This is a genomic window from Streptomyces sp. NPDC044061 (assembly GCF_056434305.1).
This window is the reverse complement of the sequence record NZ_JBWKFL010000009.1, coordinates 74,108-92,351: the sequence shown is the minus strand read 5'-3', so window position 1 is coordinate 92,351 and position 18,244 is coordinate 74,108. Positions and strand designations below refer to the sequence as shown.

Genomic DNA, 18,244 nt, shown 5'->3' with positions numbered 1-18,244 from the left:
TCAGCCGTACCGGCGCAGGTCGTGGAAGAAGTCGTCGATGAGGCGGAGGTTGCCCGCCCCTGCTGCTTCGTCGTAGACGTACTTGCCGACGGCGAGGTCGAGGACGCCGAGTCCGAACGGCGAGAAGATCACCGGGCGGTCGGTGGGCGGGGCGGCACGGCCGAGCATCACGTCGTTGAGGGTGCCGTTCAGGAAGTCGCGGTTGCCGGTGCGCTGCTCGACCAGGTGGGGCGACGTGTCGGCCTTCAGGCAGTGCTCGACGTCGTCGACGAAGTTGGCCGAGCCCAGCAGGACCTCGGGCGCGAGGTCGCGCAGCGAGATGTGCAGGACCAGCGGGTTGTGGGCGAACCAGGCCGGGTCCGTGACATGGGGCGCACCGGCCACGGTGGCGAAGACCACGAGGTCGCTGGAGCGGACGAGGTCCTCGGCGCGTTCGTGGACGGTGACCTTCGCGGCGGTCCCGGCCTGGTCCAGATAGCCGCGGAAGCCGGCCGTGCTGTCGGCGGACACGTCGTGCACGAAGATGGTGTCGAAGGTCCAGCCGGTGCCGGCCAGGAAGGTGTGGATGTAGCGGGCGATCAGGCCCGTGCCGAAGAACCCGATCCGCCTCGGGCGGGGCCGGGAGCGGCTGAACCAGTCCGCGGCCAGCGCGGCGGACGCCGCCGTCCTGGTCGCGCTGATGATGGAGCTCTCCAGGCAGGCGAAGGGGTAGCCCGTCTCGGGGTCGTTGAGGATGAGGACCGCGGAGGCCCGGGGCAGCCCGGCACCCACGTTGTCCGGAAAGCTGGAGATCCACTTCAGGCCGTCCACGTGGACCGACCCGCCGATGGAGGCCGGCAGCGCGATGATCCGTGCGCTGGGACGGTCCGGGAAGCGCAGGAAGTACGACGGGGGGTTCACCGAGTCCCCGGCGCCGTGCAGCCGGTAGGTGGCCTCGACCAGCTCCACGATCTCCTTCTCGCGCCCGCTGAGCGCCTCCTGCACCTGCGTACCGGAGATGACCGCGAACGTCGGCACCGAGGCCGCGTGCGGCGTGGCCGACCGGGCGGCCGCTGACATCGAGTGGGTCATCGCCGGCTCGCCTCCGGGGTGGGGCAGCCGTCGGCCAGGCGGCGGGGCTCGGCCATGCCGACCAGCACCTGCCGCTCACCGGTGAAGGCCTCCCGGCTGTGCGCGGTGCGGATGTTGTCGACGAGCATCAGGTCACCGGCCTGCCAGGGCTCGCGCCGGGTGTGCGCTTCGTAGGCGGTGTTGAGCAGCCGTACGACGTCCTCGCCGATCGGGCTGCCGTCTCCGTAGCGGGTGTTGAAGGGCAGCCCGTCCTCGCCGTAGACGTCCACCATGTACTCGCGGACCTCCGGGTCCAGCGTCCACTGGTTGAGGAAGGCGACCTGGTTGAACCAGCAGCGCCGGCCCGTGAGCGGGTGCCGTACGACGGCGCTGCGGCGCTGCTCGGTGTGCAGGGAGCCGTTGGGCGTCCAGGTGAAGTCGATGGCGTTGGCGGCGCAGTAGCGCTCGATCTCGGCGCGGTCGTCGGTGCCGAACGACTCCGCCAGGGACGCCCCGATCTCGTCGTTGTAGCTGCGGGTCAGCAGCCAGCCCTCACGCTCGAACCGCTCCGTCAGCCCCGTGGGCAGGGCCTGGAGCACCTCTTCGGCGTCGGCCACGGCGGTCGCCCCGCCCTGAGTGGGCGCGGAGAGACACGCGAACAGCATGAGGCCGGGGACCTCCAGCGTGTAGCTCAGTTCGTGGTGCATGCACATCGGCTGGTTGGCCGGCCACGTCGTGGAGGCGTACAGGCCAGGGCCGTACGCCTCACGTGGGGCGAAGGCCTCCCGCTCCCGCATGAGACCACCGGTGAGCCCCTCGAAGACGGCGCCGACCTGGGAGGTCTCGCGCAGCTCCAGGCCGCGCACGAGCAGCGCCCCGTGCTCGGCGACCTGCGCGCGCACCGACTCGCGGTGCGCGGCCGCCCAACTCGGCGCGTCCGGTGGACCCTCGACATGCAGGATCGCGGGTCTGTCCGGCCGCAGCTCCACGTCGAGGGGTGCTGCCAAGGGTGAGGACGACATCTCGGTATCCCTTCGGTTGCGTCTCAGGAGGAGGCCAGCGGTGCCACGACACCCAGGACGGCCTGTGCTGCCTCGGCCGGGCGGGTGCGGGTGAAGTAGTGGCCGCCGTCGGGGAGTTCGTGCAGGTCCACGTGCTCGGCCAGGAGCAGCCAGTCCCGGTGGTGCCGGGCGTGGCCGGAGGTGTGCGGGTCGTCGGCGGCGACCACCACCGAGACCGGCAGGGGCAGCTTCGCCGGCCGGCCGCTGTCCAGGACCTCGCAGAAGTAGCGGTGCGCGGAGACGCAGTCGTGCCGGTAGGCGGCGCCGATGTGCTCGGCGTGCCGCTCGTTCAGCTCCGCGAGTTCGGTGTAGCCGCTGTCCGCGGCGAGCCGAGCGGCGATCTCGGCGTCGCCGAGGCTCGTCAGTTCGCCGACGGCGGCGCGCCGGTCGGGGGCGGTACCGAGCAGCTGCGCACCGAGGAACACCCGTGTCACGTCCACCCCGCGCTCCAGGAGTCTCCTGGCCGTCTCCAGGGCCGGCGCGGTGCCCGACGAGTGACCCCACAGCAGGACCCGGGTCAGGCCACGCGCGGTGATCTCGTCGGCCACCCGCTCCGCCACCTGCTCGATCGACGCGAACGGCTCGTGGTGGGCGGCCAGGTCGTGACCGGGCAGGTCCACAGCGAGGACCGCCATGCCGCTGCCCGCCAACGCGCTCGCCATCGGCTGGTAGTTGACGGCATTGCCACCCGCGTAGGGGAAGCAGACCAGCGCGCACTCCGGCGCACCGCCCGCCGGGGACAGCGGCTGGAGCAGCTCCGGATGCTGCCGGGCCGCGCCGTCGAGGAGGGCGGCCAGGTCGGCGAGGACGGGGTGCCGGGTGATGTCCTTGAGCGACACCGCGCGGTCGAGCGCGATGGTGAGTCTGACGGCCGTCAGGGAGGTGCCGCCGGAGTCGAAGAAGTGGTCCTGCCGGCCGATCCGGTGCTCGGGCACGCCCAGCAGACCGGCCCAGGTCGCCGCCAGCTTCCGCTCGGTCGGCGTGCGCGGCGCGCGGTCGTGCCCGAGGGGCGCGTCGCCCTCGGCGGCCGGTGCTTCCGTCCGTTCGGCCAGCGCGGTCAGGGCCTTGCGGTCGGTCTTGCCGTTGGCGGTCAGCGGGAGGCTCTCCTGCCAGTGGAAGGCGGAGGGGACCATGTAGGCGGGCAGCACCGTGCCGAGCGCCTCGCGGAGCTCGTCCGGTTGCCGGCGGCCGCCCGTGTAGAAGGCGATCAGGTGCTTGCTCCCGTCGGCCCGCTCGGTGCAGACGACCGCGCCGTCCCGCACCCCGGCCACTCGCAGCAGGGCGTTCTCGATCTCGCCGATCTCGATGCGGAAGCCCCGGATCTTGACCTGGTTGTCCCGCCGTCCGAGGAACTCCAGCTTGCCGCCGGGCTGCCAGCGTCCCCAGTCGCCCCCGAGGTAGAGCCGTTCGCCGGGCCGGTACGGGTCCTTCCGGTAGGCCTCACGGGTCCGCTCGGGGTCGTTGACGTAGCCCCGGCCCACACAGACACCCGAGAACGCGATCAGTCCCGGGGCACCCAGCGGCACCAGTGACAGGTGTTCGTCCACGACGTGGACGCGGACGTTGTTGACCGCGCGCCCCAGCAGTACGCGCTCGGGCACCTCGTCCATGACCTCGTGGTTGGTGTCGTCCGACGTCTCGGTCAGCCCGTAGGCGTTGACCAGCCTGATCCCCGGCTGGATCGCGAACCAGCGCTGGACCAGCTCCCGCTTCAGCGCCTCGCCGGTCACCGACACGCACCGCAGGTCCGGAAGGGCGCGGGGACGCTGCTCCAGGTACGCGACGACGACCTCCAGATAGGAGGGCACGAGCTGCGCCACAGCGACCCGGCCGCGCACCAGGGTGTCGACGAACCGCTCCACGTCCACGATCACGTCCTGCCCGACCAGCAGCGTCCGGCCGCCCACCAGCAGCGACGACACCAGCTGCCACAGCGAGATGTCGAAACACTGCGGGGCGGTCTGCGCCACCACGGACCCCTCGCCGATCCCCAGGTCGTCGATCTTGGCGAAGAGGTGGTTGAGCATGCCCGCGTGCTCGCACATCGCGCCCTTCGGCTCACCGGTGGAGCCGGACGTGAAGTAGATGTAGGCCAGCTGGCCGGCGTCGACCCTCACCCCGGGGGCACTGTCGGCGTGCGGTTCGGCGTACGCGTCGTCGATCAGCAGCCGCCGGGTCCCCGGCAGCGTGGCCAGTGCCTCGTCGAGTGTCCGGGTGCTGCCGGACTCGGTCAGGACCAGCCGGCAATCGGCCCGCGACAGGGTCGCCGCGATGCGACCGGCCGGGAAGTGCGGCTCGATCGGCAGGTACGCGCCGCCCGCCTTGAAGACGGCCAGGGTCGCGGCCAGCCAGTCGAGATGGCGTTCGGTCACCACCGCGACCACGTCCTCGCGGCCCAGTCCCCGCGCCAGCAGCGCACGTGCCAGCCGGTTGGCGCGCGCGTCGAGTTCGCCGTAGGTCCACTCCCGTTCGCCGTGCACGGCCGCCACCGTGTCCGGGTGCGCCCGCGCACGCTGCTCGAACAGTTCGTGCGCCCGCGCGTCCGGCAGCGGCCGGTGGGGCCCGGCCAGCCCTTCCAGCTGCTCGCGCACCTCCTCGGGCGACAGCAGGCTCTGCCGGGTGTGGTCGGCGTCCACGTCGGCCGTCATCAGCCGGAGCGCCGAGAGGTGGTAGCCGGCGATCCGGGCCGCGGCCTCGGCGTCCAGGAGGTCCGTGCGGTACCGCAGCCGGAGCCTGAGCCGTCCCTCCCGGTCGGCCCAGCGCACGTGCAGGACGCCGTGGTCGACCAGGGCGTCCTCGGCCTCCATCGGGCCGCACACCACCTCGTACGACGGCTCCGCCGCACCCAGCTCCCGCCACAGTTCGTCCACCGGGAACTCCCGGTGCGCGAGCACCTCGGCCTCGGCGTGGTGAGCGGCCGACACCAGTGCGCGCCAGGACCCGGGGGGAACCACCAGACGGCACGGCAGCGGCTCGCCCCGCACCCCGGCGGCGTACCCCGTCACCACCTCGGGCTCACCGGACAGCGCGGCCAGCACCTTGGCGTGCGCGGCCAGCAGCAGCGCACTGACCGGCACTCCCGACCGCTGGACCAGTCCACGCGCCTCGTCCGCCACGCCGTCCGGCACGACCGCCTCGTACTCGGCCGCTCCCGGAACCGGCTCCCGCACCCATCGCGGCACCGTGGTGGCACCGCCGGCGGTCAGCACCCGGCTCCAGAACTCCCGGTCCGCTTCCACGTGCGTTCCCATCGAATGGCCTTCCTCAACTCGCGGTCGTCGCGGCGGCGTCGGCCGAAGACGGTGGTGTCGCCGGGACGGTGCCGCAGGACTGCTCGGCGGCATCCGGCATGTCCACGGCGGGGTTGCCGCCCCACCGGGCGTGCGGGGGAACTTCCTCGCCCTTCATGAGGAAGGAGTCGGGCGCCAGCACCGCGCCGTCGCCGATCGTGACGCCGTAGTGCACGTGGGCGCCGACGCCCAGCGTGCAGCCGGCACCGAGCGTGATGACGTCGGACTTGAAGGTGCCGTCCTCCTGCGAGTGGCACTGGATCTTGCTGCCGGCGTTGAGGGTGCAGTCGTCCCCGATGGTGGCGAGGGTCCGCTCGGTCAGATAGCAGCCGTCGTCGAAGACCCGGCGGCCGATGCGCACCCCCAGCAGCCGCCAGACGAGGCTCTTGAACGGCGTTCCGTTGAGGATGACGAGGTGCCGGTCCGGAACCTTCCACAGGCGCTCGTGCCACCAGAAGTACGGGTCGTAGATGGAACACAACCGGGGCCGCAGCGCGCGGAACCAGTTGATGCAGCGTTCCACCAGGACGTAGTACGCGAGGGAGAAGGCGAGCGTCACCGCCAGATACAGGGCGATCACCACGTGTCCGACCACGCCGTACATGTCCACGGAGACGAGCGCGAAGAGCGTGAGCACGAAGGTGTGCACCCAGCGGGCGAACAGCATCAGGATCATAGAGCGGAGGTTGTAGCGGTTCTTCGCGGCGAGACGACGGCGCAGTGTGTCGCCTGTCCTGAGGTCGTCGAACCGTGAGTCGCGCTCCACCGACCGGGGGATCTCGAAGCTGGGCGAACCGAGGAGCCCCACGCCTTCCCTGACCTCGCCGTCGAGGGGAACCATCACCTTCGTCGCGAGCAGGCAGTTCTCGCCCGTCCTGGCGCCCGTGGGATAGGCGATGTTGTTGCCCAGGAAGTTGTGCGGACCGATCGACGCCCGGGACACCCGGAAGGACGTGCTGGAGTAGTCCGCGTTCATGATGGAGAGTCCGTCGGCCACCATCGTCCCGCTGCCGACGGAGACCAGCAGGGGGTTCTCGTGCTGCACCTCGGTGCCGAAGTTCGACCCGGTCTGCTCGACGTGCGACAGGTCGTACCCGATCGCTCTCAGGTAGTACACGATGTAGGAGCTGTCACCGAAGAGCCAGGTGAAGAACCTGATGTTCGTCATGCGGGCCATCGCCCGGTGCACCGCGTAGTGGAATCCGTACAGCGGATACACGCGGTCCGGCTTGACGGCGAGACTCAGCAGCCGCGGAACGGTGCGCAGCGCGACGAGGCCCAGCACCAGGAAGCCGAAGAACAGCACGAGGGACAGGATCAGCGCGTCGTCGATCAGCTCCGGCCGCGACAGCGCGGCCGTCTGCGGGTCGAGGCGCCTGCCGATCGCCGGCACGCCGGTGAACAGCATGTACAGCCCGCCGACGGTCAGCGGTATGTACAGCAGGAACAGCTGGAGCAGCGTGCCGAGGCCGAACCAGAACCGGCGCCCGGTGCCGCAGGCGGCCGGGGCGACCCGCAGGTAGTCGGTCTCCGTCGGCTGCGCCGGCGACCCGTGCCAGCGCTGACCGTCCGGGACCGCCTGGCCCCGGTGCAGGGCGGACGCGTGCCCGAGCTGTGCGCCGTCGCCCATCGAGGTGTCGATGTCCAGGACGGTCTTCTCGCCGATGAACGCGTCGCGGCCGATTGTGATGCGGCCGGTCTGGATGCGCCCCGCGTGCGCCCGGTAGCCGAGGAGGAAGGAGTCCTTGCGGATCACGGTGCCGGCACCGATCGTGACCAGGTCGGTGCAGACCGGGACGGAGTGGGACAGGATGGCGACACCCTTGCCGACCCGTGCGCCGAGCGCCCGGAGGTACAGCACGTACAGCGGAGTCCCGACGAGGAGAATCATCGGATTCGCGTGCAGCAGTACCTTGACCAGCCAGAAGCGCAGATACGACAGGCCCCAGAGGGGGAACTCCCCGGGTTTCCAGCGGCCGACGAGCAGCCATTTGGCGATGATCGGGAAGAGACAGAGAGCGATGAAGCCGAGGCCGCCGAACAGGAACGACCGCAGGTAGATGCCGGCCAGGCCCGAACCGGAGGCCACCCACTCGTATCCTGCGGCGGTGATGAACCCGGCGACCAGGGAGTAGGTCAGGAACGCCAGCAGCTGGAACGTTCCGCAGAGGGCATGGGTCCACCGGCTCGCCCGCGTCACCGGAGCCGGCGACTGCTCCGGCGTCGACGGTGCGGCGGGGGCCGGTGACGCGGCCGGATGCGGGGCGGCCGTCGCGAGGGCTGCCGCCAGGCTCCGGATCGTGGGGTGCCGGTAGATGTCCTTCATGGACGGCGACGGCAGGTCCACTCTCTTCCTGACGCGCGCGCAGAACTGGGCCATCACCAGGGAGTTGGCACCGAGATCCTGGAAGAAGTGGCTGTCGACCGCGACGCGGTCGGCGCACACGACGGCGGCCAGGGCGTCCGCGAGGGCGCTCTCGACGCCCGTCCCTGCCGTGCCGGCGTCATTCCGCCTGGTGACGATGCCTTCGTCCGGCCCGGCTATATGGACCTCGGAGGACTGCTCCACCATTCGAACTCCTGGAGAACGTCTGGGTCGCCGAGGGCCGCCGGTGGCGGGGTGCGGGGCCCTCGAGCACAGAGGAAAACGGCTCACCGAGCCATGGAAAAGCTCGAGGCGCGTGCTCTTTTCCTGATCACGAACCGCCAAATTCAGTCTCGGCCCGGCATCGGCACGCTGCCACTTCGAATCGACCACCGGTCGAGCCCGGAACGCTCGACAGGCCCGTGTTCCCCGGCTCCTCGCGGCACCGGGGCCGCACCGTGGATCACCCGAATGGTGGGCCTTCCAGCGGGTCAGGACAGGGATCCCGGTGCCGTCGAGGCGGGTCATATGCCATGAAACGGCCCTTCGGCGGGCAGGGGCGGGAGCTGAGCGTCCACGAGGCCGGGCATATGCCACGGCGGCGCCGACCAGCACCCCGATCGACGCCGCCGGACGTCGGCGCCGCCGCCTCCGGTGCGGGTGCCCACCGCGTGGTCGGGCCGTCTCCCGGTGCGGGCGCCCGCCGCGCGCTCGCGACGTCGGCGGGGGAGGGGAGCAAGGGCATGGGCGGCCTGAGGAGGCTGCCGCGGGTGGTCGGCGGATCTTCGAAGGGGTCGGCCGACGGGGCGGTCGATCTTCGAGACGGTCGGCCGGCGGCGCGGCCGAGCGCGGTTACCGGCGGGTTCGATCCGTCGGTGATCGCGCCCCTGCCGTGCGCGGGCGCTCACGCGGACTGGCGTACGACCAGCGCGGGGCGCAGGACCACCTGCGGTTCCCTCACTTCCTCGTTGTCGAGGCGGGCGATCACGAGGCGGTCCATCTCCCGGTCCATCTCCTCCAGCGGCTGCCGCACGGAAGTCAGCGGTGGGTCGGAGTCGGCGGCCACGGGGGAGTCGTCGAAGCCGGCCACGGCCACGTCACCGGGCACCCGGCGCCCCGCCTGCCGCAACGCGTGCAGTCGCATGACCGGGGGTCTCCGCGCCGGTCGCCCCCGGCAGCTGCCCCAGGACGACCCGCCGCGGCGCCGCCCGGCCGTCGAGCGGGCCGGCCGGACCCTGGGTCGGCGTCCTGTCGGCGGCCTGGAGGAGGGGCTGGAGGAGGGGCTGGAGGAGGGGCTGGAGGAGGGGCTGTGCCACACCATCGACCGCTTCCGGGCGGGGTCGAGGAACTGCGCTCCGCGGACCTCACCGTCGCCGGTCAGCCCCGGCCCGAACGGCCGGGGCCGGGACGCCGCCGAGGTGCTGGACGACACGGTCATGCCCCGTCTTCGAGCACCTCGGCGAGCCGGCATCCGTCTAGGCGAAGCGCCCGTGGTCGGCGAGGACCTCGTCGACCACGCGCCGGTTGACGGCGGCCGAGGTCTCATCGGTGTCGATGCACTCGGACAGGACCAGCATCGCCTTCCACAGGGCCCAGCCGCGGGCCCGGGCCCACATGCCGGCGTCCTGGCCGACCGTGCGCCGGAACGCGTCTCTGCTGTCGCCCGAGAACATCGTCCACGCGATCACCAGATCGCAGGCGGGGTCGCCGACCCCCGAGGTGCCGAAGTCGATGACGGCCGTCAACTTACCGTCCGTCACCAGCAGATTGCCGCCGGCGATGTCCCCGTGGAACCACACGGGCGTACCCCGCCATTCGGCGGCGAGGGCGGCCCCCCAGACCTCGGCGGCCCGTTCTGTGTCGATACGGCCCTCGAGGGCGGCCAGGCAGCGGCGGGTCTCGTCGTCGTAGTGGGCCGGCGACGCCCCGCGGTACCAGCTGTGCGCCCCGGCGAGGGGGCCGCCGGTGGTGTCGCAGCGCTGGAGGGCCAGGAGGAAGTCCGCGACGGCGACCGCGAACTGCGCCATGTCGGTGATGCGTTCCGGGGCGGAGGCCCTCCCGTCCAGCCAGCCGCGTACGGACCAGGGGAAGGGGTATCCCTCGTCCGGGGCTCCCTTGGCCAGGACCGTGGGAATGGCGAGGGGCAGGGACGGCGCCAGGTGTGGCAGCCACGTGCACTCCTTGTCCACCGCGGGGACGTAGCCGGCCGCGGTGGGCAGCCGGACCGACATGTCGTCACCGAGGCGGTAGGTGCGGTTGTCCCAGCCGTCGACCTCCACGGGGACCACGGACAACCCGGCCCACTGCGGGAACTGAGCGGCGATCAGGCGTCGTACCAGCGCGGCGTCGATGCCCGCGCGGCCGTCGGCCGGTGTGATGACCATGCGTGGATGATTGCCCGAGACGGCGGCGCCCTCGCCCTCCTGTATTTGCCAGTTCATCGGGGGGGGTGCCAAGTGGTCTGCGCAAAGGAGTTGCCGATCGGAGACAAATAGTTGCCAAGCTCTGTCGGCGCCCGATACAGGGGATGTCACTTCGGGGCCGTGCGCGCCTGACCTGCCGCACGGTGGCCCCCAAGAACCAGACACCGCAGATCGTCGGGGACGAGGGCGCCGTCCACCTCGGAGTGCTGGGCCTACGGTGCCGAAGTGGTCCTGCGTGCGTGGGCTCTGTGGCCACCGCGCGCCGGCACCTGAATGATCAGCACCGTGTGGCACCGGACTTTCGACGAAAGACGAGGCAGGGAAAAATGGCTTCTCCGACAACCGCCACCTTCGTCATGCCGCACTACGCGGACTCGGCGGGAGCGGACGCGTATCTGACGCAGAGCTTGGAGAGTCTGCACCGGCAGACCGACCAGGACTGGCAATTGGTCATCGTCGACGACGCCTCGCCACGGGCGGAGGACCGGGAACGGCTGCGGGCGTTACAGGACCGCCACCCGGACCGGACGACCGTCCTGCAGCAGGACGTGAACCGCGGACAGGGATTCTGCCGCAATGTGGGCGTCCAGTGGGCCTGGGAGCACGGCTCGCCCTTCGTTTTGTTCCAGGACGCGGACGACATCGCGCATCACCGGCGTCTGGAGGTGACCCGCCGGACCTTCGACGAGCGCGCCGATGTGGACTTCGTGTATTCGACGTTCTCCGTCATCGACGAGGCCGGCGCCCTCGTCCCGCCCGCACGGCTCACGCCTTCGCTGCTGGAAATCATCGAGTCACACCGCGACGACCCGGTCGAGGGGCCGGGCGCGTGGATCCGCATGGGCGTCGACACGGGGTACACCACGCTCACGTCGACGGTCGCGGTGCGCACCGAACTGGCCCTCAGCCACGGCTTCCCGCACGTGCGCGCCTCCGAGGACGCACACGCCTGGTTCCGTATGTCCGCGGGAGGCACGTCGGTTGCCTATCTGCCGTCCGTTCCCTGTCTCTACCGGGTGCCGCAGGGGGTGGCCGGCTCCTCCGACCGCAGCCGCATCGGAGCGGACTACTACCGGCGCAAGGCCGAGGTCGACACCGACGGATTCCTCGAAGCGATCTCCATAGCCCTTCAGCGGCAGACCATCGACCCCGATGAGGAGGACGCCCTGAAGAACGCGTTCCTGCGGCGTCTGGCCCTCACCATGGAGCGGGAGGGCCAGCACGGCGTGGCTCAGGAGGTACTGAGCACCATCGACCAGGTCGGCGTCCGGTAGCCACCGGCCTCGTCATGACACCGCCGTCGTCACCCGCCCAGGCTCTCGGCCGTGCCCGCCGGTCGGTCGCGGACTGCTTCTTCTTCGTGAATAGTGTCGCCTTCTCCCCCGTGAACCGGCCACCGGCCACCGGCCGCGCGGGCCGGAAACGGCCCACGTCACAGGCATGACCGTCCTCCTGGAGCGGGCTCGCCGCCGTCGGCCGAAGGGTGACAGGATGACGGGATGCAGTGGGAGTCAGAGACGGTCGTGCGGGTCGTACGGCACAGTCGTGTCATCGAGGTCACGGTTCGCGGCGAAATGGACTACGACGAGTGTGATCTGCTCGCGGCGGCCTGGACCGAGGCGGACGAGTGCGGTCTGCCGGCCACGGTGGTCGATCTCACAGGCTTGACCTTCGGCGACAGCCAACTGCTCCGCTCCCTCCTCGACGCGCACCAGCGGCACCACGCCGGCGGCCGTGCGTTCGTCCTTTGCGGCCCGCTCCAGGACAGCGTCGCCCGGCTGCTCACGATCAGCGGTACCTACGACCACTTCACGATCACCGACTCCCGCGACGCGGCGCTGCGCACCGCGGGTGGCTGATGAGCGAGGCGGGTGGGACATCCGCTCGAACCCCGGAGGAATGCGCAGCGCGGAGCCGGGTACGCGGGCGTCGTCAACAGGTCGTCGGCGTGGATGCCGTACGGATGCGGGAGGGGAATACCTTGACCAGGGCGAGCATGGTGAAGACGGACGCGCGGACGGCACCCGATGTGGCCGAGTTGCCCGAACTGACGGACCCTTCCGCTGTGGCTCCCCAGGACGCCCGCGCGTTGTCCCGGGTGTTCTTCGACCAGTTGGCGGTGCTGGAGGAGGGTACGCCCGAATACCAGTACGCCCGGAACACGCTCATCGAGATGAACATGTCCCTGGTCCGCTTCGCGGCGGCCCGGTTCCGCAGCCGGGGGCCGGAGGAGCGGGAGGACATCGTCCAGGTCGGCATGATCGGCCTGATCAAGGCGATCGACCGGTTCGAGCTGTCCCGTGAGGTGGAGTTCACCTCATTCGCCGTGCCGTACATCGTGGGAGAGATCAAGCGGTTCTTCCGGGACACCTCCTGGGCCGTGCACGTCCCCCGGCGCCTGCAGGAGGCCCGGGTCCAACTGGCGCGGGCGACCGAGGAGCTGCGCAGCCGGCTGGGCCGTACGCCGACGGTGAAGGAGCTGGCGGAGCTGATGAGCCTGAGCGAGGAGGAGGTCATCGAGGCCCGGCTGGCGTCCAACGGCTACAACTCGGCCTCCCTGGACGCCACGATCGGCAGCAGCGAGGACGGCGAGACCGCACTGGCGGACTTCATCGGGGCCGAGGACGCGGCGCTGGAACTGGTGGAGGACTTCCACGCCCTGGCCCCGTTGATCGCCGAACTGGGCGAGCGGGACCGGCTGATCCTGCATCTGCGCTTCGTCGACGAGCTCACACAGGCCCAGATCGGGGAACGCCTCGGCGTCTCCCAGATGCATGTGTCGCGTCTGCTCTCCCGTACGCTCAAGCGGCTCAGGGAAGGGATGCTAACGACCCGCTGACCGCCCCGTCCTCGAACACCATCCGAGCCATGGAGCCGGAGAAGGCGGGTACAGGCGGCCACGTGAACGTGGTGAAGTCGGCTTCCGCGGGTTCCGCGGCCCGCGCGCACGGCTCGTGGGCCATGGCCCACGAGCCGGTACGGGCCACCGCGGCGTTCGACGGAGGCGTCGGCTGTATCGCCGAGGCACGACGCCGGGCCGTGCTGTTCCTGACGCACGCGCAGACCGAACACGGCGTCGCGGTCCCGGCCCGGGCGCTCGACCTGACGCAGCTGGTCGTCAGCGAAATGGTCACCAACGCCTGCAAGTACGCGCCGGGACCGATCCTGATGGACCTGCGGATCGTCGGCCGCCGGGTCGAGGTGTCGGTCTGGGACTCCGATCCCGTGCTGCCGGTGGCCCGGGCTGCCGAACCCGGCCGGGTCGGCCAACACGGCCTGGAGATCGTCCTGGCCGTCGCCGAGGGCTTCGAGGTGCAGCGCGAGCCGGTGGGCAAGAGGGTCACCGTCCGCATCGCTCTCACCGAAGGCAAAGGTGCGTGAACTCGATTCGCATACGCGGGCGACCGGTCCCTTGGCAGGGTCACCTCCCCGGCCCGTCGGTATCGACCGTGTGAAGCGGCTTGCGCCTGACAGCCGGATGCGGAACTGTTGCCGTAAGGCATCTATTTCCGAGCGCAGGAAGGTGGTGGGGTGCGCACGACGCGTGCCCCTGCTTGTGTGCGCTTTCCGCGGCTCTCCGGCCCGCCCGCGCGACGCCGCCGCCAGTGTCGGTGTGACGTGGGGCGAGGCCCCCTGTCCCGTACTGGTCGTAGACCGGCACGGCGGTCTGGTGCAGCTCAACCGGGCCGCCGGCGCGCTGCTGCCGGACGCGTCGGGTGGTGACCGGCTCCACGACATCGTCCCGGCCTGGCTGTCCGACGCGCACCGAAGCGTCGTCGACGCGGGGACGGGCTCCACACCCGCCCCGCTGACGGGCGCCATCGAGGAGCGCGTCTTCGAGGCGCACCCCTCTCCGTCCGCCGGTGGGGACGTGGTGTGGTGGCTGGTCGACGAAACCGACCGCCGCCTGGCCGAAGGGGCTCTGCACAGTGCGCAGCAGCGGTCCCGCGTCCTGGCGGAGGTCTCCAGCACGTTCCTGTCCACCCTGAACCCACCGCGCTGTATGGAGGCGGTCGCCTCCATGGCCGCCGAACATCTGGCCGAGGCGGCCGTGTTCGTCGCTCCCGCGCACGGCCGGCGCCACCCCCTGACGTACGCACGGCGCGGCGGGCCCGTGACGCAGGTGACCCGGAAGATCGATCCGCGCGGCGTTCCCGGCCTCGGCGAGGCACTACGGGGCTTCCCGCCCGTTCCGGCGCGGTGGATCAACCCCGACGACATCCCGGACTGGCTGCTTCCCGAAGGATTCTCGGGGGCGGTGGGTTCCGTCATCATCGCCCCGTTGCCCGGACACGGGGTGCCCGCGGGAGCGTTGGTCCTGCTGCGTTCCAGCACCGAGAGGTCCTTCTCCGGCGGTGAGGAGGTCTTCGTCCGGCTGTTCGCCGCACGGGCGGGCGCCGCCCTCTCGGCGGCCCGGCTGTACTCCGAACAGGCCGCCGTCACCTCCACGTTGTTGCGGGAACTGCTCCCCCCGGCCCTGCATCGGGTGCACGGAGTGGATTACGCGGCCGGATACCGTCCGGCCAAGGACCACGAACGCGTCGGCGGGGACTTCTACGACTTCCACCCGGGCGCCGATCCCGTGCGGGAAACCTTCGTCGTCCTCGGTGACGTGGCGGGCAAGGGCCTGGACGCGGCCGTGCTGACCGGCAAGATCCGCAACACCCTGCACGCGCTGCTGCCGCTCGCGGCGGACCACCAGCAGGTCCTGACTCTGCTCAACGGCGCCCTGCTGACCTCCCATCACACGCGGTTCGCCACGCTGGTGCTTGCCTCGGTGAGCCGTCGAGGAGGTCGCGTGCGGGTGCGGCTGACGAGCGCAGGGCACCCGCCGCCCCTGATCGTCCGCAACAACGGCGAGGTGCAGCACGTCCCCACCCGGGGCACCCTCGTCGGTGCGCTGCCCGCGGCGACCGCCCGAACGGTCGAGACCACGCTCGCGCCGGGGGAGACGTGCCTGCTCTACACCGACGGGATCACCGAGGCGCGTGGCGGGCCGCTCGGTGACGAGTTCTTCGGCGAGCACCGGCTGCGGCGCGCGCTGGCGGAGTGCGCGGGCATGCCGGCGGAGGCCGTGGTGGAACGCGTCCAGATGCTCGCTGCCCAGTGGCTCGGAACGGGCCGTCACGACGACATGGCGGTCCTCGCCGTCAGCGCCCCAAGGACCGGCCCCCTGTCGGCCGTCGACGGCGACGCCCGGCATCCGCGTCCCAGGAGTGGCGGATGACCCACCCCGCCGAGGGGGTCGCGCTCCGCGACCGGCGGGGAAAGGCCGTCGCGGCCGGTGACGAGTACGACGCCGTGGCCGTCGTCCGGGACGCCCCGGCCGACGGGACCGACGAGCAAACGCTGCTGCTCGACACGGCCCGCCAGGCAGTCGGGATCCCGGCCGTGGCCGGGGGCCGGGCCCTCGGTCCCGACGGCAGCCCCCCCGAGCCCTGGGAGCCGATCGACGGCCCCCGATGCGCGCCGCGCGGCGGACGTGCCGGCGCGCTCCCGGCCGGCGGGCCCGGACGTCCTGGCCGAACAACCGCGTGACCATTCCAGCGCGTTGAGCCTGCTCCGAGACGGAACCCGTACGATACGCAGCCGCCCCACCGACCCCGCCCCCGGACCGACCGCCGACGCATGACCGAGCACGCGCCCACCGAGTTCCACGTCGAGATCACCGGCCAACCCACCCTGTGGACCGCGCACATCGCGGGCGAGCTGGACTGCGGCACCGGCGACGACTTGGTGGACACGGTCGTCCGGCATCTCCAGCGCCATCCGCGACCCAGCGAGGTCCGGCTGGACTTCCGCGGCCTGACCTGGATCGACTCCTCGGGCCCCGCCGCCCTGCTCATGATCCCCCGGCACATCGGCGACGCGGGCCCCGCCCTCTGTGGCGTCACCTGAACGGAGCTGACCCAGGGCTCGGCCGAGAGGTGCACCACAGTCACCGCGCATAGGCCGCCGCACGGGGTAACCGGAGTTCTGAGAGGGCCGCAGAGCGTCCACCGAGGATCACCGGGCGCACACTGTTGCCGTTTGACAACTATGGTCGGGAGACAACAAAGTAACCGTGTCAGATGTGCACGGGGAAGGATCCGAGATGCTCCGGTCGGCGGAGGTCGCTCCGTGTGCGGGCCACGGGGCCGGGGAAACGGCCGTGGCCGGCCGGGAGGTTCAGGCCGTCCTTCTCCCGGACCCGTGCGAGTCGCCGTGCATCTGCGCGGCGGCCACGGCACAGAACGCTTCCAGCCCCTCCCGCAGTGCCGTCCGTTTCGACGCCGGCATCAGGTCGAGGACCGTCCTCAGTTCCGCTTCCCGGCGCGCTCGCAGGTCGGCGAGGAAGGCGCGCCCCCGGCCGCTCAGGCGGAGCCGCACCTCGCGCCGGTCCTCGGGGCTGTTCTCGCGCTCCACGAAGCCGGCGGCCTGCAGTCGGTCGACCAGCCGACTGGTCGACGGCGGCGTCGAGGCCAGGGACTCGGCGAGACTGCGCATGTTGATGCCGTCGTTGTGCTCGAGGATATGCAGCAGGCGCAGCTGGGAGGCGGAGGCCGGCGCGGTGGAGGCGCGGCCCCACAGGACTTCCAGCAGCACCGCGGCCGTGGAGGTCACGTGTGCGATCTCTTCGGGCTCCGGGCGGCGGTGGAAGGCAGTCACAGTCACACTTTCGCAGGCACTGGGGTGCCCGCCAGCGTACTAGGTACGGGTGGGCGGCAGAGGCCCCGCACGACCGGAGCGCGTCAGAGGCCCTGCACGAGCGGCGCGCGGCCCGGGGGAACATCGCCTCGTCGGTCGAGGCTCACACCATGTCCGGCAAGAGATTGGTTCATCGCTCATCGTGAAGAGATTCGTCGTCGCTGAACGCGCCCTGCGCACAGCGGCTCCCCACGAGTTGCACGACGAAGTCCGCCGCGTACTCCTCGAGCAGTATGCGTCGGAGGCCGTCGAGCTGTTCATGGCCGACTACAGCCTGACCGTGCTGCAGCCGGTGTCCGTGCTGCCCCATACACGTGCCCCCGTGTCGGTGCACAACAGCCCGGAGGGGCGTGCGTTCGGCTCGCAGCAGTGCTACGCCGAGAGCCTCCCGGACGGCCGCGTGCGCCTGCACCTGCCGGTCACCGTGCGGGGCGACCGGATCGGGGTGCTGTCCGTGACCCTGCCCGACAGCGACCACGCCCGCCGCCACCAGGACGAACTCCGCGAGATCGCCGAGGTGCTGGGACGCGAGGTGTTCGTGGCCGAACGCGACACGGACCTGTTTCTGCAGGCGCGGCGCAAGGACCGGCTCACCCTCGCCGCCGAGATGCAGTGGCAGCTTCTGCCCGGCCGCTCGTGCTCACGCCACGAGTACGACCTGGCCGCTCAACTGGAGCCCGCCTACGCCATCTTCGGCGACAACTACGACTGGTCGGCCACCGCCGACCACCTGACGCTGTACGTCACCAACGGCATGGGCGAGGGTATAGAGGCGTCCCTGCTGACGAATCTCGCCATCAACGCCCTGCGCAACGCGCGGCGGGCCGGCATCTCCATCGCCGACCAGGCCGCCCTGGCCGATCAGGCCGTCTACGCCCACTACCGGGGGCGCTGCTATCTGTCCGTGCTGATGTTCGACTTCGATCTGGTCACCGGGCGGGCGCGTGTGGTGGACGCCGGTTCCCCGCAACTGCTGCGCCTGCGACGCGGCACGGTGGAGCGCGTCGCCTTCGAGGCCCAGCTGCCGCTGGGCATGTTCGAGGAGACCGACTACGTGGCGCAGGAGTTCCAGGTCGAGCCCGGCGATCGGCTCGTCTTCGTCAGCGACGGTGTGCACGGGGTGGCCTCGCCGAAGGGCGAGACCTATGGAGACGCCGCTCTCGCCCGGGCGATCCAGTCCACCCGGCTGCTGCCCGCCGCCGAAGTGCCGCGCTCCATCCTGCGCGAGCTGACGGGCCATCGGGGCGAGGCCGTTCCGGAGGACGACGCGCTCGTGGTCTGCCTGGACTGGCGCGGCCGCCCGGCGGACCAGTGACCGCGACGGGCTGACACACGGCGGCGTCTGGGTGCGGCTCCGGTACGGGACCG

General features: G+C 71.2%; 15 protein-coding genes. 8 read left to right on the top strand and 7 right to left on the bottom strand.

Annotated elements, in window-relative coordinates:
- From sbnB to AC07CM_RS16465, 6 genes are all read right to left on the bottom strand, one after another.
- Positions 1-1,071, bottom strand: coding sequence for a 2,3-diaminopropionate biosynthesis protein SbnB (gene sbnB, locus AC07CM_RS16490; RefSeq protein ID WP_478877080.1), 1,071 nt, complete (start codon positions 1,069-1,071; stop codon positions 1-3).
- On the bottom strand, positions 1,068-2,072 hold the full coding sequence (locus AC07CM_RS16485; RefSeq protein WP_478877079.1) for a TauD/TfdA family dioxygenase: 1,005 nt from the start codon (positions 2,070-2,072) through the stop codon (positions 1,068-1,070). Before AC07CM_RS16485 ends, sbnB begins: the two co-directional genes overlap by 4 nt.
- 23 nt (positions 2,073-2,095) lie before the next feature.
- Positions 2,096-5,362, bottom strand: a complete 3,267-nt coding sequence (locus tag AC07CM_RS16480) for a non-ribosomal peptide synthetase (protein ID WP_478877078.1) — start codon at positions 5,360-5,362, stop codon at positions 2,096-2,098.
- A gap of 13 nt (positions 5,363-5,375) precedes the next feature.
- On the bottom strand, positions 5,376-7,973 hold the full coding sequence (locus tag AC07CM_RS16475) for a Pls/PosA family non-ribosomal peptide synthetase (protein WP_478877077.1): 2,598 nt from the start codon (positions 7,971-7,973) through the stop codon (positions 5,376-5,378).
- A gap of 697 nt (positions 7,974-8,670) precedes the next feature.
- A complete protein-coding gene (locus tag AC07CM_RS16470) occupies positions 8,671-8,910 on the bottom strand; it encodes a substrate-binding domain-containing protein (protein ID WP_478877076.1) in 240 nt (79 codons plus the stop codon).
- Positions 8,911-9,241: 331 nt separating this feature from the next.
- Positions 9,242-10,150, bottom strand: coding sequence for an aminoglycoside phosphotransferase family protein (locus AC07CM_RS16465; RefSeq protein WP_478877075.1), 909 nt, complete (start codon positions 10,148-10,150; stop codon positions 9,242-9,244).
- A gap of 365 nt (positions 10,151-10,515) precedes the next feature.
- Here AC07CM_RS16465 and AC07CM_RS16460 point away from each other — a divergent pair, with 365 nt between their 5' ends.
- The 7 genes from AC07CM_RS16460 (at position 10,516) to AC07CM_RS16430 (ending at position 16,087) form a co-directional block, all read left to right on the top strand.
- The gene (locus AC07CM_RS16460; protein ID WP_478877074.1) at positions 10,516-11,463 is read left to right on the top strand and encodes a glycosyltransferase family 2 protein; all 948 of its coding nucleotides are present in this window, start codon (positions 10,516-10,518) and stop codon (positions 11,461-11,463) included.
- 225 nt (positions 11,464-11,688) lie between these two features.
- Entirely contained in the window at positions 11,689-12,048 is a 360-nt protein-coding gene (locus tag AC07CM_RS16455) for an STAS domain-containing protein (protein ID WP_478877073.1), read from the top strand.
- A 137-nt stretch (positions 12,049-12,185) separates the two neighbouring features.
- Positions 12,186-13,028 carry an RNA polymerase sigma factor SigF gene (locus AC07CM_RS16450; RefSeq protein ID WP_478877286.1) on the top strand — a complete coding sequence of 281 codons (843 nt, stop codon included), beginning with the start codon at positions 12,186-12,188 and terminating at the stop codon, positions 13,026-13,028.
- A 122-nt stretch (positions 13,029-13,150) separates the two neighbouring features.
- Positions 13,151-13,570: an ATP-binding protein gene (locus AC07CM_RS16445; RefSeq protein WP_478877285.1), complete on the top strand. Its 420-nt coding sequence runs from the start codon at positions 13,151-13,153 to the stop codon at positions 13,568-13,570.
- Between the two features lie 163 nt (positions 13,571-13,733).
- Positions 13,734-15,416, top strand: coding sequence for a PP2C family protein-serine/threonine phosphatase (locus AC07CM_RS16440; protein WP_478877072.1), 1,683 nt, complete (start codon positions 13,734-13,736; stop codon positions 15,414-15,416).
- Positions 15,413-15,727 carry a hypothetical protein gene (locus tag AC07CM_RS16435; RefSeq protein WP_478877071.1) on the top strand — a complete coding sequence of 105 codons (315 nt, stop codon included), beginning with the start codon at positions 15,413-15,415 and terminating at the stop codon, positions 15,725-15,727. Before AC07CM_RS16440 ends, AC07CM_RS16435 begins: the two co-directional genes overlap by 4 nt.
- Before the next feature lie 90 nt (positions 15,728-15,817).
- Entirely contained in the window at positions 15,818-16,087 is a 270-nt protein-coding gene (locus AC07CM_RS16430) for an STAS domain-containing protein (protein ID WP_478877070.1), read from the top strand.
- A 270-nt stretch (positions 16,088-16,357) separates the two neighbouring features.
- Here AC07CM_RS16430 and AC07CM_RS16425 read toward each other — a convergent pair whose 3' ends face one another.
- Positions 16,358-16,843, bottom strand: coding sequence for a MarR family transcriptional regulator (locus AC07CM_RS16425; RefSeq protein WP_478877069.1), 486 nt, complete (start codon positions 16,841-16,843; stop codon positions 16,358-16,360).
- 175 nt (positions 16,844-17,018) lie between these two features.
- On the opposite strand from AC07CM_RS16425, the gene AC07CM_RS16420 reads away from it, so the two are divergent.
- A complete protein-coding gene (locus AC07CM_RS16420; RefSeq protein ID WP_478877068.1) occupies positions 17,019-18,191 on the top strand; it encodes a PP2C family protein-serine/threonine phosphatase in 1,173 nt (390 codons plus the stop codon).
- Positions 18,192-18,244 lie beyond the last annotated feature (53 nt).

Coding starts and splice junctions, on each gene's coding strand:
- AC07CM_RS16455 (WP_478877073.1), top strand. CDS start 11,689: ATGCAGTGGGAGTCAGAGACGGTCGTGCGGGTCGTACGGCACAGTCGT.
- AC07CM_RS16480 (WP_478877078.1), bottom strand. CDS start 5,362: ATGGGAACGCACGTGGAAGCGGACCGGGAGTTCTGGAGCCGGGTGCTG.
- AC07CM_RS16450 (WP_478877286.1), top strand. CDS start 12,186: ATGGTGAAGACGGACGCGCGGACGGCACCCGATGTGGCCGAGTTGCCC.
- AC07CM_RS16485 (WP_478877079.1), bottom strand. CDS start 2,072: ATGTCGTCCTCACCCTTGGCAGCACCCCTCGACGTGGAGCTGCGGCCG.
- AC07CM_RS16445 (WP_478877285.1), top strand. CDS start 13,151: ATGGCCCACGAGCCGGTACGGGCCACCGCGGCGTTCGACGGAGGCGTC.
- AC07CM_RS16475 (WP_478877077.1), bottom strand. CDS start 7,973: ATGGTGGAGCAGTCCTCCGAGGTCCATATAGCCGGGCCGGACGAAGGC.
- AC07CM_RS16460 (WP_478877074.1), top strand. CDS start 10,516: ATGGCTTCTCCGACAACCGCCACCTTCGTCATGCCGCACTACGCGGAC.
- AC07CM_RS16470 (WP_478877076.1), bottom strand. CDS start 8,910: ATGCGACTGCACGCGTTGCGGCAGGCGGGGCGCCGGGTGCCCGGTGAC.
- sbnB (WP_478877080.1), bottom strand. CDS start 1,071: ATGACCCACTCGATGTCAGCGGCCGCCCGGTCGGCCACGCCGCACGCG.
- AC07CM_RS16430 (WP_478877070.1), top strand. CDS start 15,818: ATGACCGAGCACGCGCCCACCGAGTTCCACGTCGAGATCACCGGCCAA.
- AC07CM_RS16465 (WP_478877075.1), bottom strand. CDS start 10,150: ATGGTCATCACACCGGCCGACGGCCGCGCGGGCATCGACGCCGCGCTG.
- AC07CM_RS16435 (WP_478877071.1), top strand. CDS start 15,413: ATGACCCACCCCGCCGAGGGGGTCGCGCTCCGCGACCGGCGGGGAAAG.